At 65.8% G+C, this 12,990-nt stretch carries 8 protein-coding genes and 4 pseudogenes; 8 read left to right on the top strand and 4 right to left on the bottom strand.

Annotated elements, in window-relative coordinates; genetic code table 11:
* The 3 genes and pseudogenes from ACFYXH_RS41750 to ACFYXH_RS41740 form a co-directional block, all read left to right on the top strand.
* Nucleotides 1–383: pseudogene (locus ACFYXH_RS41750) on the top strand (ISAs1 family transposase); the annotation flags it as partial.
* Nucleotides 384–478: 95 nt separating this feature from the next.
* Nucleotides 479–1,897, top strand: coding sequence for an MFS transporter (locus ACFYXH_RS41745; RefSeq protein WP_389574906.1), 1,419 nt, complete (start codon nt 479–481; stop codon nt 1,895–1,897).
* 134 nt (nt 1,898–2,031) lie between these two features.
* A pseudogene (locus ACFYXH_RS41740) lies at nt 2,032–3,482 on the top strand (NF041680 family putative transposase).
* Between the two features lie 25 nt (nt 3,483–3,507).
* Here the strand turns inward: ACFYXH_RS41740 and ACFYXH_RS41735 are convergent.
* Both ACFYXH_RS41735 and add read right to left on the bottom strand, forming a co-directional pair.
* A pseudogene (locus ACFYXH_RS41735) lies at nt 3,508–3,774 on the bottom strand (IS110 family transposase); the annotation flags it as partial.
* A 183-nt stretch (nt 3,775–3,957) separates the two neighbouring features.
* Nucleotides 3,958–4,923 carry an adenosine deaminase gene (gene add, locus ACFYXH_RS41730; RefSeq protein ID WP_389574903.1) on the bottom strand — a complete coding sequence of 322 codons (966 nt, stop codon included), beginning with the start codon at nt 4,921–4,923 and terminating at the stop codon, nt 3,958–3,960.
* 129 nt (nt 4,924–5,052) lie between these two features.
* Between add and ACFYXH_RS41725 the strand changes: the two genes are divergently transcribed.
* On the top strand, nt 5,053–5,547 hold the full coding sequence (locus ACFYXH_RS41725; RefSeq protein WP_389574900.1) for a helix-turn-helix domain-containing protein: 495 nt from the start codon (nt 5,053–5,055) through the stop codon (nt 5,545–5,547).
* 2 nt (nt 5,548–5,549) lie between these two features.
* Here ACFYXH_RS41725 and ACFYXH_RS41720 read toward each other — a convergent pair whose 3' ends face one another.
* Nucleotides 5,550–6,740, bottom strand: a complete 1,191-nt coding sequence (locus tag ACFYXH_RS41720) for an adenosylhomocysteinase (protein WP_389574897.1) — start codon at nt 6,738–6,740, stop codon at nt 5,550–5,552.
* A gap of 561 nt (nt 6,741–7,301) precedes the next feature.
* Here ACFYXH_RS41720 and ACFYXH_RS41715 point away from each other — a divergent pair.
* The 4 genes and pseudogenes from ACFYXH_RS41715 (at nt 7,302) to ACFYXH_RS41700 (ending at nt 11,693) form a co-directional block, all read left to right on the top strand.
* Nucleotides 7,302–8,324, top strand: a complete 1,023-nt coding sequence (locus ACFYXH_RS41715) for a tyrosine-type recombinase/integrase (RefSeq protein ID WP_389574895.1) — start codon at nt 7,302–7,304, stop codon at nt 8,322–8,324.
* Complete coding sequence (locus ACFYXH_RS41710) at nt 8,324–10,153, top strand: tyrosine-type recombinase/integrase (RefSeq protein WP_389574893.1); 1,830 nt, start codon at nt 8,324–8,326, stop codon at nt 10,151–10,153. The genes ACFYXH_RS41715 and ACFYXH_RS41710 overlap by 1 nt, the downstream gene beginning before the upstream one ends.
* A 258-nt stretch (nt 10,154–10,411) precedes the next feature.
* A pseudogene (locus ACFYXH_RS41705) lies at nt 10,412–11,386 on the top strand (IS110 family transposase); the annotation flags it as partial.
* Nucleotides 11,295–11,693: a transposase gene (locus ACFYXH_RS41700; RefSeq protein ID WP_389574909.1), complete on the top strand. Its 399-nt coding sequence runs from the start codon at nt 11,295–11,297 to the stop codon at nt 11,691–11,693. The pseudogene ACFYXH_RS41705 and the gene ACFYXH_RS41700, both read left to right, overlap by 92 nt.
* 340 nt (nt 11,694–12,033) lie before the next feature.
* Here ACFYXH_RS41700 and ACFYXH_RS41695 read toward each other — a convergent pair whose 3' ends face one another.
* Complete coding sequence (locus ACFYXH_RS41695; RefSeq protein ID WP_389574890.1) at nt 12,034–12,885, bottom strand: hypothetical protein; 852 nt, start codon at nt 12,883–12,885, stop codon at nt 12,034–12,036.
* Between the last annotated feature and the right edge of the window lie 105 nt (nt 12,886–12,990).

The raw sequence follows: 12,990 nt of genomic DNA, 5'->3' as shown, positions 1-12,990 counted from the left end.
ACGCCACCCAGGTAGCGAAGATCACCCGATACCGCACCAGCTTGAAGACCGGCAGACGCAGCCGCGAGACGGTCTACGTCATCACCGATCTGACCAGCCGGCAAGCCTCACCGCAACGGCTCGCAGGGATCGTCCGCTCGCAGTGGGTCATCGAGAACCGGCTCCACTTCGTCCGTGACACCACCTTCGCCGAAGACGCCTCGAAGATCCGCACCGGGCACGGCCCGGAGAACATGGCCACCCTGCGAAGCTTCGCGATCAACCAGCTCCGCGCCGCCGGACACACCAACACCGCCGCCGGCCTCCGGGAGATGTCCTACGACCCGTTCAACCGCCCCCTGGAGCTGATCGGCCTGCCCCGACCAGCACCACTCAGACTTTGAAACCGCCCTGCCCCGGCGACAGGTCCGGCCTGCCGTCCGTGGGATACAGCGACTGCGCAGAGAATACCTGTAGGCAAAATGGATGAACAATTCGCGTGACGTCGGCAGACTTCAACACCGGCCACTGGTCGCTGCTGGTCGGATGTAACGTGGCAATGGTGACTTCACCGCTCGCGCCTACTGCAGTCGTTGTGGCGCGTGGCGTGCGCGTCGGCTACGGGATGGGCTCATTCTGTACCGGCACTTTTTCCGCGGTCCCCGGACTACTGCTGCTCTATTACATGACCAACGTGCTCGCCGTACATGCCGGACAGGCCGGTCTCGTCATCTTCCTGCCCGCCCTGGGGGACATTTTTATCAACCCATACGTCGGTCATCGCTCCGACCTGACGATCTCCCGCTTTGGCGCCCGGCGGCCTTGGCTGCTACTCGGTGCGCTCACGATGCCCGCGACGTTCGCTCTAACGTTCGCGGGGCCACCGCTGACCGGTGGGCCCGCGGCGATCTACGTTGGGGGCTTCTTTTTCCTCACCACCACCGCCTACGCGTTCTTCGAGGTGCCATACAGGACGATGCCCGCCGAGATGACCGGCAACTACCACGAACGGTCCTCTCTCCTCCAGTGGCGAATGATCTTTCTCGGTCTAGCGATCCTCTTGTCGGGCGCAGGGGCCCCGCTGATCACCGACTACGAGCGAGCCGGAGGTAGCGTGAACGGCTACCGACTCATGGGTGTCGTCGTAGGGTTCGTACTTCTGGGCGCGATGCTGGGCACATTCTTCGGTACCGCAAACGCTCCGGTCGTGGGCCACACGGAGGCAGAGCCTCGGCTCACAGTACAGCTGTCAGTCGCCCGCATGAACCGCCATTTTCTCACTTTGCTATGCCTGAGCTGCGCGCAGATGTTCGCGGCAGGCACGATGCTGGCGGACGTGCCATACTTCGCCACCTACGTACTCGGCAATCCCAATGCCACGAGCACACTCTTCGTGTGCTTGGTCGGCCCGATGCTGGTAACGATGCCATCGTGGGTCTGGCTGGCCAGGAGGCTGGATAAGCGTGGCGCGATGATCCTGGCCTCGGCGCTGCTCTTGGCCGGGGCGGCGGGCATGGCCCTTAGCCCACTGGGGCCCATTTACACGCACCTGTGCGCGCTGCTTGTGGGCGTCGGCTACTCCGGAATCCAGCTCCTCCAGTTCTCAATGTTGGCCGACGTCATCGCGCACGACGCCCTGGTCACGGCCAAGCGCAGAGCTGGCGTGTTCACCGGTCTATGGGCGGCGTGCGAGACCGTGGTCTTCGCGTTCGGGGCGCTGGTGCTGAGCTGGGTACTTGGCGCGGCAGGTTTTGTGGAGTCTGACGCCCGGAGGCACGTGGCGCAGCCTGAGTCCGCGGTCCAAGCCGTACTGTTCGGTGGCACACTCATGCCTGCGGCCTTCATCGCATTGGCTATCGTACTGACGTGGCGTTATCGGCTCAACGCGGTCGCCATGGTGACGGCCCAGCCGAGCTAAGCTTCTTTATCTTCCGGCGTCGAACAACGTCCCGAACGTGGTCACTCACCAGGGAGTTCGCCGGACTTGAGGGCGGCCTTCGTCTGATCCTGTGCTCCGACCAAGGAGCGCACGTGACCGAGACGAAGGCCGTAATGGTGAGTCTGCTGCCTGATGCTGTCCGCCCGGAAGCGTTCGCGGAAGCGTCACGCTTCCGAGGGGCCTTCTACGCATGTCTGACCCGCCCGGAGCGACGAATTGTTCGAGCTGGTGGATGCGGTGCTGTGTGCGGACGGTCCGGTGAAATCGCCGGTGGATCTGACGCTGGTGCCCGAGCACCGCCGTGGGCACGGCGCATTGTACGGCGCACTCAACCGAGGCCGGATCGACATCGACCAATTGCGGACGGTCCTGGCGGGGCTGCCGCTGCCGCGCTTCGACGGCGGGCGCCTGATGCTCGCGGTCGACGTGTCGCCGTGGCTGCGCTCGGATGCACCGTGCTCGGACCAGCGGCTGTTCTGCCACGTCTACGGGCGGGCGAAGTCCGCCTCGCAGTTCATTCCCGGCTGGCCGTACTCCTTCGTAGCCGTCCTGGAGCCTGGGGCCACGTCGTGGACCGGGGTCCTGGACGTGGTCCGGCTCGGGCCCGAGGACGACGCGACCGCCATCACCGCTGCCCAGTTGAGGGCCGTGGTCGAGCGGCTGATCGCGGCCGGCCAGTGGCAGCCCGGCGACCCGGACATCACCATCGTCATGGACGCCGGCTACGACCTCACCCGCCTGGCCTGGGTGCTGCGGGACCTGCCCCGTCGAACTGGTCGGCCGGATCCGCGGCGACCGGGTGATGCGCCTGCCGAAACCGCCCCGCGTCTACAACCCCAAGGGTGGGCACCCGCCCAAGCACGGGCCGGAGTTCCGCTTCAACAAGCCCGAGACCTGGCCCGAACCCACCGTGACCACGGCCACCGACACCACCCACTACGGCAAAGCCACCACGCAGGCGTGGGACCGGATCCACCCCAGGCTCACTCACCGATCGGCATGGCTTGAGCACGACGGTGAACTCCCCGTCGTCGAGGGGACTTTAGTCCGGCTGAAGGTCGAGCACCTCTCCATGGAGCGGGAGGCGCCGCCGGTCTGGCTGTGGTCCTCGAAAACCGGAGCCGCCCCGGCGGACGTGGACCGCTGCTGGCAGGGCTTCCTCCGAAGATTCGATCTTGAGCACACCTTCAGGTTCGGAAAGCAGACGCTCGGCTGGACCACCCCGAAGCTGCGTACGCCCGAGGCGGCGGACCGGTGGACCTGGCTCCTGGTCGTCGCGTACACCCAGCTCAGGCTCGCCCGGCCGCTGGCCGCCGACCTCCGTCGGCCCTGGGAGAAGCCGACCACGCCCGAACGCCTCACCCCGGCCCGGGTCCTCCGGGGGTTCAGGAACATCCGAGCCCACCTGCTCTGCCCAGCCCGTGTTCCCCAACCTCGCGGCGCTGGTCCCGGACGGCCGCCCGGGACCAAGAACCGCCGTCCCGCACCCCGCTACGACGTAGGCAAGACCGTCAAACGCCCCGAGACTCTCAAGGCCATCGGCAGACCTGGAAGATCTTGGTAGATAAAGAACTTCCCAATAGGGGTTGTCAAGCCGCTTCGATGCCCAGTGGTAGGACGGTTCGGTAGCTCGCTCCGTCGCGGAGCATGGCCCACAGAACGTTGGCTCTGCGCCGGGCGAGGGCCAGCACCGCTTGCTTGTGTCCTTTCCCTTCGCCTCGTTTGCGTTGGTAGTACGCCTGGGACGCGGGGCAGGACCTCAAGCTGGCCATGGAGGAGAGGTAGAACGCTCGGAGGAGGCCGCGGTGGTAGCGGCGAGGTCTGCGCATGTTGCCGCTCCGCTTGCATGACCAGCGAAAACGCTAACTACCCGGCCTTGGGTCAAGGCCCCTCCGAGAAGCGGACCGGTTCCTCAAACGGCCCAACTCGCTCTATTCCTACCGACCAAAGGACCAGCCACGCGTCCCGGTGCGCCAGGTACCCACCACAGCCATCACGCTCCACGCGACGATAGTCCAGTAGTTAAGGGAAGTACGGGGCTAGTCGGTGGTCTGCCGTCCGAGGGAAGTGAACGCCGCTGCCGCGGAGTTGCGCGCGATGAGCTGCATGTCCCTGTGGCTGAGGCCCGCCTCGGCGACCGCCTTGTGGTACTCAGCGGACACGCGGGTAGCGCTGGGGGTGGGGTTGTCGGTGTTCAGGGTGACGGGAACACCGGATTCCATGAGCAGAAGGACAGGGTGCTCGCGCAGGCTTGTGACTGCCCGGGTCTGGACGTTGCTGGTGAGAGCGAGTTCGAGGGTGATGTTGTCCTCAGCAAGCTTCTGCATCAGCGCAGGGTCTTCGGCGGAGCGGACCCCGTGACCGATGCGGTCCGGGTGGAGTGTGGCCAGCGCCGCCCACACGCTTTCCGGTCCGGCGGCCTCACCCGCGTGGATGGTGACGTGTAGGCCCGCCTCGCGGGCACGCGCGAACGCGGGGGCGAACAGCTCTGGCGGGTAGCCTGCTTCGTCGCCGGCCAGGTCGACGCCGCAGAAGTGGTTTCCCCGGCTGAGGATGCTGTCCATTTGGCGTGAGGCGGAATCCGGGCCGAGGTCTCGCACGAGGATCCCAATGAGGCCCACCGGGAGGCGGAAGTCGGCGGAAGCTTTGCCTGCCGATTCTGACACCACGTCGATGACGTCGATGGGGTCGAGTCCGGTCTGGGTATGGATGAACCAGGGGCTAAAGCGGAATTCGACGTAGTCGAGGCCGTCGTTGAAGCAGTCTTCGATGGCTTGGCGGGTGATCAGTGACCAGTCGTCGAGCGCGCGTGCGGTGGAGCAGGCGACGTCGATGTGCCGAAGGTAATCCAGTAGGCCAGCGGTCCTTGAGCTGTCGGTGATGACGACCCTGCCGAGGGGATGCTGCTCGTCGGCGAGCCAGTGGTGATGCCGTCGGGCGAAGTCCAAGGCTGTGGACGGGCGGATGGACCCCTCGAGATGACGGTGCAGGTCGATGAGTTTCATCTGGGCTCTTTCGTGGATAGCCCGGCTTTAGCCGGGGAGGAGGCGAAGCTCCTGCGGGGCGGGGCAGGTAAGGCTGTTTCGCCGCTGGGGCGGAACAGCGTTGTCGGTAGCGGTCGGTAGGTTGACCGTATGCATTTGCGGTACTCCTTCCGGATCGAGCCGACGTCGGGTCAGCGTCTCGTGCTGGCCCGTACGTTCGGCTGTGCGCGGGTGGTCTACAACGATGCGCTGGCGGCCAGGAAAGCCACGTATGCGGCGGGCAGGTCGCGCATCCCCACGGGTGAGCTGGCCCGGCGGATGATCACGCTGGCGAAGAGGACGCCGGAGCGGGCGTGGCTTGCTGAGGTGTCGGTGGATGCTTTGCAGAGGAGGGATGCCAAGTACTCCTCTAGATCTGTGCTGCTCCTGCTCGCACTGTTGGATGGCACAAGGCCTTCTGTTCGAGCTCCTCCTGTGGGACGTCCGGGAGTGAGCCCGTGCGGCTGGCAACGGCATGGCAAGACCCGATGTGCTGCCCGGAGAGCGTGGGAAGTGTCATCCCCCTGTGGAGCATGGCGTGTGATTGCCACTGATTGGCTCAGCGGGGGTGCCGTTTCCTGGGGGAGACGGCACCCGTTCGCGTGAGGTCAGCGTTGTCCGCTCCGGTCACGGCGGTTCAACAGGTCGACCAGGTCGGATGCAATACGCTGCTCGATGCATGCAGGGACGGACTGGACCTCGGGGGCCAGCCCATCGGTACACACGGCCGCTAGGCTGCGCACTTGCAGGGTGAGGCCGAGGTCCATGGCTTGGATGGGGTTACCGTTCGCTGCGGTCAAGTTGAGCATCCGGCCGTTGTCCAGGAGGACAATCTGGCGGCCATCGTGCAGGATGTACCCGCGTCGCCGGGACGGCTCCCCGTACTCGATCGTGTGAAGCGACATTGCCACAAGCGCGTCGATGTCCAGCTCCCACGGAAAGTGGCCGACTCCTGCCAGTACGGCGCCATCCGGCAGGGCTGCGAGTTCAGCGGCACCGATGACACTGGGGTGGCCGGTCGCCATGAACACTACCTGGGCGTCGGCGACGACATCGACGGAAGTGCCAACGCGATGACCGCTCATGATCGCGTGCAACGCTCGCATCGAGTCGATCTCGCAGACCGCGACCTGGGCGCCCAGTCGGGCCAGAGTGTCGGCGACTCCTTTGCCGCACGGTCCATAGCCGAACACGGCGGCGCGCATTCCTGGGATCATCAGATTGGCCGCATTCATCAGCCCTTGCACTACGGTCTGGCCGACCCCGAACTCGTTCTCCACGAGGAGTTTCAGAGTTGAGTCGTTGATCACCACGATGGGCCTGCCCGACTGGTCGGGGCTTTCCCGCAGCCTCAGCCCGCCGGTCGTGGTCTCCTCTGTGCCGCCCAGGTAGCCGGCAGGCGCTCCTGACGCCACGAGGGACAGGGTCAAGTCGCCGCCATTGTCCAAGGTGATGTCCGGGTCGCACTCCAGGACCCTGGCGATATTCTGTGCATGGTCGTCTTCGTCATCACTGCGCTTGCTGAAGACGGACACGCCGACGTCACGCAATGCGTCCGCCACATCGTCGTGGGTCGTCCCAGGCGAGCCAGTCAGGGAGATCTGGGTGCCGGCTCGCGCGAGCAGCGTCACCAGAGCAGCCGTCTTCGGCTCGATGTGCAGGCACATGGCCAGACGCTTGCCGGACAGGGCTGGCGTCAGCTCGCTGACCGCTTGTGCCGTCAGCGGCATGTACTTCATTGCCCAGTTGGTTTCGGGGTGGGGCAGGCTGATATCTGCCGCCGGAGCTATTCCGGGCATGGCAAAGTTCCTCGATTCGGTTAACAGCTAGGACGCGAAGGTTGACGCTCCGTGATCGCAGGCGAGTGCGGCCACAGTGTCAGAGATGGGACTGGCCTCGCTCAAGGTGCCTAGGTGCTAGCCGTAGAAGTCACACCGGTAGGAGTGGTCGCCGAAGATCGGGACCACGATCACACGCCGATGGAAACACATGCAGTGAGTTTAAACAGGCGACCGCCTCGAAGGGAAGAGCTGGTCTCACATGTTCGGCGCGCGCCCCGTCCAGGCCCGCTTCCGGTGCCGAAGGTTCCAATGGGCGAGAACCCCAGGTCAAGGCTCTCTCACAGAGCTTGGTCATGGTCCGCGATCGAGGCTGGTGAGGTCATCGGGCTTGCGGTGGCATGAAGGGCAGCGGTGCAGGGAGGCGATCAACGCGGTCTGGAACAGGATCACGATCTTGTACAGGCTGAGGCCGTGGCCCCGCGTTACCGTCTTCGTGGCCCCGCAATGGTTATGTGGGTGACGACTCTTCCGCGATCTCGTGTTCCCGGCCAGGATGGTCGCTCCCGTCGAGGAGCTCGGATGGCCTGGCAGCCGGAGTTGGTACGACGTGTCGATGCCGCGGGGAACCCCGCGGCATCGCTGGGCCACGCATTGGTCGACGACTACCTGGAGTTCGTGGCGGCACGTTGCCGGCCGAACACGCTGCTGGCCACCGCCTACGACCTGAAGGTTTTCTTCTCGGCGGTGCCCAAGGAGCCGACAGATGTCGTCACCGCCGACGTCTTCGCGTTCATCACCGCGCAGAAGAAGCCGCGGCGAGGGCCGAAGGTCGTCCGCCTCGAGGACGGTGAAGCGGGCCTGTCGGCACGGACCATCAAGCGTCGACTCGCCAGTATTTCGGGGCTGTTCGGCTACCTGATGACCCGCGATGACCTGGCCGTCGAGCGCAACCCGGTGCCGACGGGGCTGGCCAACCGCCGACGAGGCGGAAACCGCGGGGCACCGTTGTTGCGCACGCCCCGCACCCTGCCGCGCGTCCTTGGCCCGGACGAGGTCGAGGCGGTGCTCGGCGCGCTGAACACCGCGCGGGACCGGGCCATGGTGCTCGCGATGCTGCTGGGCGGCCTGCGCCGCTGCGAAGTACTCGGCCTGCGGCTGGGAGACCTCTCGCCGGGCGAACGTCGGGTATTCATCAGCGAAGGCAAGGGCGGGCATCAACGCCTGATACCGATCTCTCCGACGTTCTTCACCGCCGTCGGGGACTACCTGGACCGGGAACGACCTGCCGTCGATCACGATCAGTTGTTCGTCGTGCTGCGGGGACCGACCCGCGGCCGGCCGCTGTCCGCCGACGGTCTGGACGAAATCCTCGACGGTGTCCGCAGACGGACGGGACTGCCCCGGCTGACCTGCCACCAGTTCCGTCACACCTGTCTGACCCGGCTGCGGGAGGCGGGCATGGCCCTGGAAGCGGTACAGGCCCAGGCCGGACACCGCTCCATCGAATCGACCAGGATCTACATTCACCTGGCGAACAGCTGGCTCGTCGAGCAATACCTCCAGGCCAGTGCTGCCATCGACGCCGACAGGGCGGAGTCCTGATGGGCCGGGCCAGAGCTGCGGCCCTGCCGATCGTGCGCCCGGACCTGGTCGAGTACTACCTCGCCCACCGGGCCGGACAGGGCATGAACACCGACCACAAGGTCCGCTGGGGTGCTCGCGCCCTGCTCGCCGAAGTGCCCGATCTGGAGGATTTCTGCCGCCTTCCGCTCGAGCGTCAACTCGCCTTCAACCATGAGACGCACCGATTCATCAGCTGGCTCTCGGTCACCGGACGTCTGCAGCCCGGCGCGGACTACCTGGTCGCGCGGCGCCCACGGCTGGGCATCGTGCTGGCCAGGACGGAGCCGGAACTGCACCTGCGGTTCATGGAGACGGCCCGGACACTCGGCTTCCGCGACTACCTGGCCATGTCCCAGTTCAATCTGCTGGGCCACTTCGTGGCCCTCTTCGGCAAGCAGCCGGACGAATTGCAGCAGACAGACTGGGACCAGGGACGGGATCTGCTCCTGGAGGCAGCCCGTCGCATTCCCAATCGCGGGGTCAAGGCCCTGTCGACGTCCCTGTTCAACCTCGAGGCGACGCTCTTCCACTGCGAGTTGTCCGACCAGCTCCCGCGCCGACGGCACCCGGACCGAGCCGACATCCGCACCGCCGAGTGGTCACGCGTCGCACCTGAGATGGCGTCCACGATGCAGCACTACCTGGAGCAGATCGCTGGGACGCTGCGGCCGGGCACGGTGAAGAACGCCGAGCTGACGCTGCGGGAGTTCGCCCTGCTGGTGGCCGCCGAAGACACGACGGTGACATGTGTCGCACAGCTCAAGCGCAGGCACGTCGAACGCTATCGGCAATGGCTGCTGGAGCGGCCGGCCACTCGCGGCGGCCCGCTGCACCGGCACACCGTCCGCGACCGGCTCAGCAAACTGCGCGGCTTCTTCCGCCGCCTGGACGAGTGGGACGCCGCAGACCGGCCGCCCCGCCAGCTGGTATTCGACAGCGACTTCCCCATCGCGGACGAGCCGCTGCCCCGCTTCCTCGACGACGCCGCAGCCGCCAAGTTGCTGGCCGCCGCCCGCCAGGACACTGATCCGTTCGCCCGGCTTGCCATCGAGATCCTCGCTCGCACCGGGATGCGCCGCAGCGAAATGCTCGGCCTCACCGTCGACGCGGTGGTGCAGATCGGCTCCGCCTACTGGCTTCGCGTCCCGGTCGGCAAGATGCACACCGACCGCTACGTCCCCTTGCATCCACAGCTGAAGACGCTGCTGGACGACTGGCTGCTGCACCGGCCCGAGGGCCTGCGTTCGAACCTCCTGTTCACCGACCACGGCCGTCCAGTCAATGCATCCCGAATCGAGACTGCCGTCCGCAGGGCCGCAGAGCGGGCCGGTCTCGGCCGGGTCACCCCACACCAGCTCAGACATACTCTGGCCACTCAGGCGATCAACAGGGGCATGTCCCTGGAGGCCATCGCAGCACTGCTCGGTCACCGGTCATTGTCCATGACACGTGTTTACGCGCGGATCGCCGACCGGACCGTCGCGGACGAATACTTCGCCGTTTCGGAGAAGGTCGAGGCCCTCTACGACGCACCGCGCCGACTGCCGGCCGAGGCGGAGGGCTCGGAGATGGCCAAGCTCCGCCGGGAGATGCACCGTCGGATGCTCGGCAACGGCTACTGCGCTCGCCCCGTCGAGATGGACTGCCACTTCGAGTCGATCTGCGAGTCGTGCACGTTCTTCGTGACCACGATCGAGTTCCGCCCCACCCTCGAACGCCAACGGGACGACGCAGCAGCCAAGGGACAGGTCGCACGAGAGCAGATCTTCGACGGACTCCTCAGCCGACTCGACGGAGAGGCCTCCTGACGGACCTCAACACCGCTGATGGCTTGACATCGAGACCCGCATATTAGAGGGGTTCCCGGTCTCCGGGTCCGGTATGACTTGGTCCCCTTGTCGCTCATGGTCGAAAAGGTGATGTCACCGGCTCGGAGGCATTGGCAGACCGCTGATCAGGGGCATGACCGCTCGCCGCGCTCGTCGAGGTGAAGCAGGCCTTCGTAACGTGGATGCCGGCACGCTGATGCCGCAGGTGAGACCGGGAAGGTCTGCTGGGGAGGGTATGTGAACCACGAGGGCGAGATCGATGTCTACCTGGGTCTGGACGTCGGCAAGGGTGAGCATCACGGCACTGCCCTCACCCCGGCGGGCAAGAAAGTGTTCGACAAGCCGCTGCCGAACAGCGAGCCGCGGTTGCGGGAACTGTTCACGAAACTGCAGGCCAAGCACGGTGTGGTGTTAGTCGTGGTGGACCAGTCGGCCTCGATCGGGGCCCTGCCGCTGGCCGTTGCCCGCGACGCGGGCTGCCGCGTCGCCTATCTGCCAGGGCTGACGATGCGGCGGATCGCCGACCTGTATCCGGGCGAGTCGAAGACCGACGCCCGTGACGCGGCGATCATCGCCGACGCCGCCCGGACCATGCCGCATACTCTGCGTGACCTGGCCCCGGATGATGAAACAGTCGCCGAGCTGAACATGATCGTGGGCTTCGACGACGACCTGGCCGGTGAGGTGACCCGCGTCAAGAACCGCATGCGCGGCCTCCTCACCCAGATCCATCCCTCATTCGAGCGGGTTGTGGGTCCCCGCCTGGATCATCCGGCAGTCCTGTTTCTGCTGGAACGCTATGGATCACCCGCTCAGTTGAGGAAAGCCGGCAGGCGAAGGCTGGTATCGATGCTGCGGCCCAAGGCACCACGCATGGCAGAACGGCTCGTCGAGGACATCTTCACCGCACTGAACGAGCAGACCGTCATCGTTCCCGGCACCGATGCCGCAGCACTGATCGTCCCCAGCCTCGCCGGATCGCTGACCGCGGTACTCGACCAGCGCAAACTCCTGGCCAGCAGGATCGAGGAACTGCTGGAGGCGCACCCTCTTTCCCAGGTCCTGATCTCGATGCCCGGCATCGGGGTCAGGACCGCGGCCCGGATCCTCGTCGACGTCGGTGACGGCAGTGGTTTCGCCACCGCTGGGCACCTGGCCGCCTACGCGGGCCTTGCGCCCGCCACCCGCAGATCCGGCTCATCCCAGCTCGGGGCACCGATCGTGCTCTGCTGGGACAACCTCAACCGCCACGTCTGCAAGGAAAATCAAGGAGTGGGCCGCCGCGAACAGCACCTGGCTCACGATCTTCCAGCTCCCCTCCTACGCACCCGAGCTGAACCCGGCCGAAGGTATCTGGTCGTTGATCAAACGAGGAGTGCTGGCGAACCTCGCCGCCACCAGCGTCGACCACCTCGTCAAGGTCGCCAAGCACGGCCTCAAGCTGATCCAGTACCGCCCACACCTCGTCGACGGCTGCCTCGCCGAGACCGGACTGACCACGACCACGACCCTGACATGACCTTGCTACCCCACGCATTAAAGATCAGTAGCGCGCACTCGCCGAACTCGCGGTGGCTGCCTACTGGGTCGGCGAGTATCAGGAATCGATGAACTGCTGCGAGCGTCTCCTCAAGGAACAGAAGCTGCCTGCCGACCAGCACCCCCGCGTCCGCGACAACCTCGAGTCTGCGCGGCGCAAACTCGGCCTGGAGAATGCTGTAGTCACCTGACCTCTGATGCCGACCGGCAAAGCGACGCCTGCCACGAGCAGCCGCGTCTGGTCGTCGCGGTGCCTCACCCTGGACGGTGGACCGCGAGCGGCCGAGCAGCGCAGTATGCGGCTCCGAGGCAAGGAGACTTCAGGGTGATGTGTCGAGGTGGTGGGTGAGAGCTTGCTCGGCGGTGGTCTCGGTGAAGGGCTCGATGGTGGTGACCTTGAAGTCGAGTAGACGCAGGTACCACTCTCCGGTTTCCTGAAGCGTCCACTGGTGGTGGGTCCGGGCGGTCATGGGCTGGCCAGCGCGGGTGACTCCCTGCCAGGCGAAGTCCATGGTGAGGTGGTAGTCACCTCCGGGCTCTGCGGTGATCTTGAAGTCGCTGATGCGATGAGTGCTGATGTCGACCTGATTGACCGTGGTGGTGTACCAGGCGGCGATCTCGCCGAACGCGGACAGTGTACGTCCGTCACTGAGGTGCATGGACACGTCGTCGGCCAGCAATTCGCGGAGCGGTTCGGCGTCGGTGGCGGGCTGTTCCAGCAGAGAGAGCCAGTAATGGACGAAGGCTCTGGCCCGGTTGGTGTAGGCCGCCTGGAAGGGGGCCTCCTGGCGAGCGAGGATCTGCTCGGCGACTCGGGTCAGTCTGGGCAGGTGCTCGGCCGGGTCCTGGACGAGTTCCAGGTCGTAGCGCAACAGCGCGGCTCCGTTGAGTTGGGGTCCGTGGGTCTGGAAGTCATAGTTCACAGTCGCCGTAGCCGTTCTCTCGCCCGTGGAGGACACCTCGATGCCGCGCAGGTGATGGGCGTTGCTCTGGCCGGCGTAGGCACCCCGGAGGCTTTCCAAGTAGGCGTGGCGGCCCGAGCTGTCGGGCATTCCGGCCTCGCGCGGGCGGACCATGACGAAGTCGTCGGTGAGCAGCTCGCCCTGGTGGTCGAAGTCCTTGTCGTCCGTCTCATAGAACGAGTACCAGCGGTAGAGCACGGCTAGGGCCAAGGCCGGGACTCTGTTGGTGATGTTGGCGGGGTCATATGGCGGCTGAGCACAGGGTGCGGAAGCGAGTGGTCCGGCGGCGCGTTCTGGGTTCGGTGTCGAGCCAGT

It is taken from the genome of Streptomyces sp. NPDC002730 (genome assembly GCF_042888805.1).
In the GTDB taxonomy this organism is placed as follows: domain Bacteria; phylum Actinomycetota; class Actinomycetes; order Streptomycetales; family Streptomycetaceae; genus Streptomyces.
The sequence above is the reverse complement of the archived record's forward strand: the minus strand, read 5'-3'. Positions and strand labels throughout refer to the sequence as shown.

Bases quoted from the DNA above. Each gene is read 5' to 3' on its own strand.
- add (WP_389574903.1), bottom strand. From the start codon at position 4,923: ATGAAACTCATCGACCTGCACCGTCATCTCGAGGGGTCCATCCGCCCG.
- ACFYXH_RS41725 (WP_389574900.1), top strand. From the start codon at position 5,053: ATGCATTTGCGGTACTCCTTCCGGATCGAGCCGACGTCGGGTCAGCGT.
- ACFYXH_RS41720 (WP_389574897.1), bottom strand. From the start codon at position 6,740: ATGCCCGGAATAGCTCCGGCGGCAGATATCAGCCTGCCCCACCCCGAA.
- ACFYXH_RS41715 (WP_389574895.1), top strand. From the start codon at position 7,302: ATGGCCTGGCAGCCGGAGTTGGTACGACGTGTCGATGCCGCGGGGAAC.
- ACFYXH_RS41710 (WP_389574893.1), top strand. From the start codon at position 8,324: ATGGGCCGGGCCAGAGCTGCGGCCCTGCCGATCGTGCGCCCGGACCTG.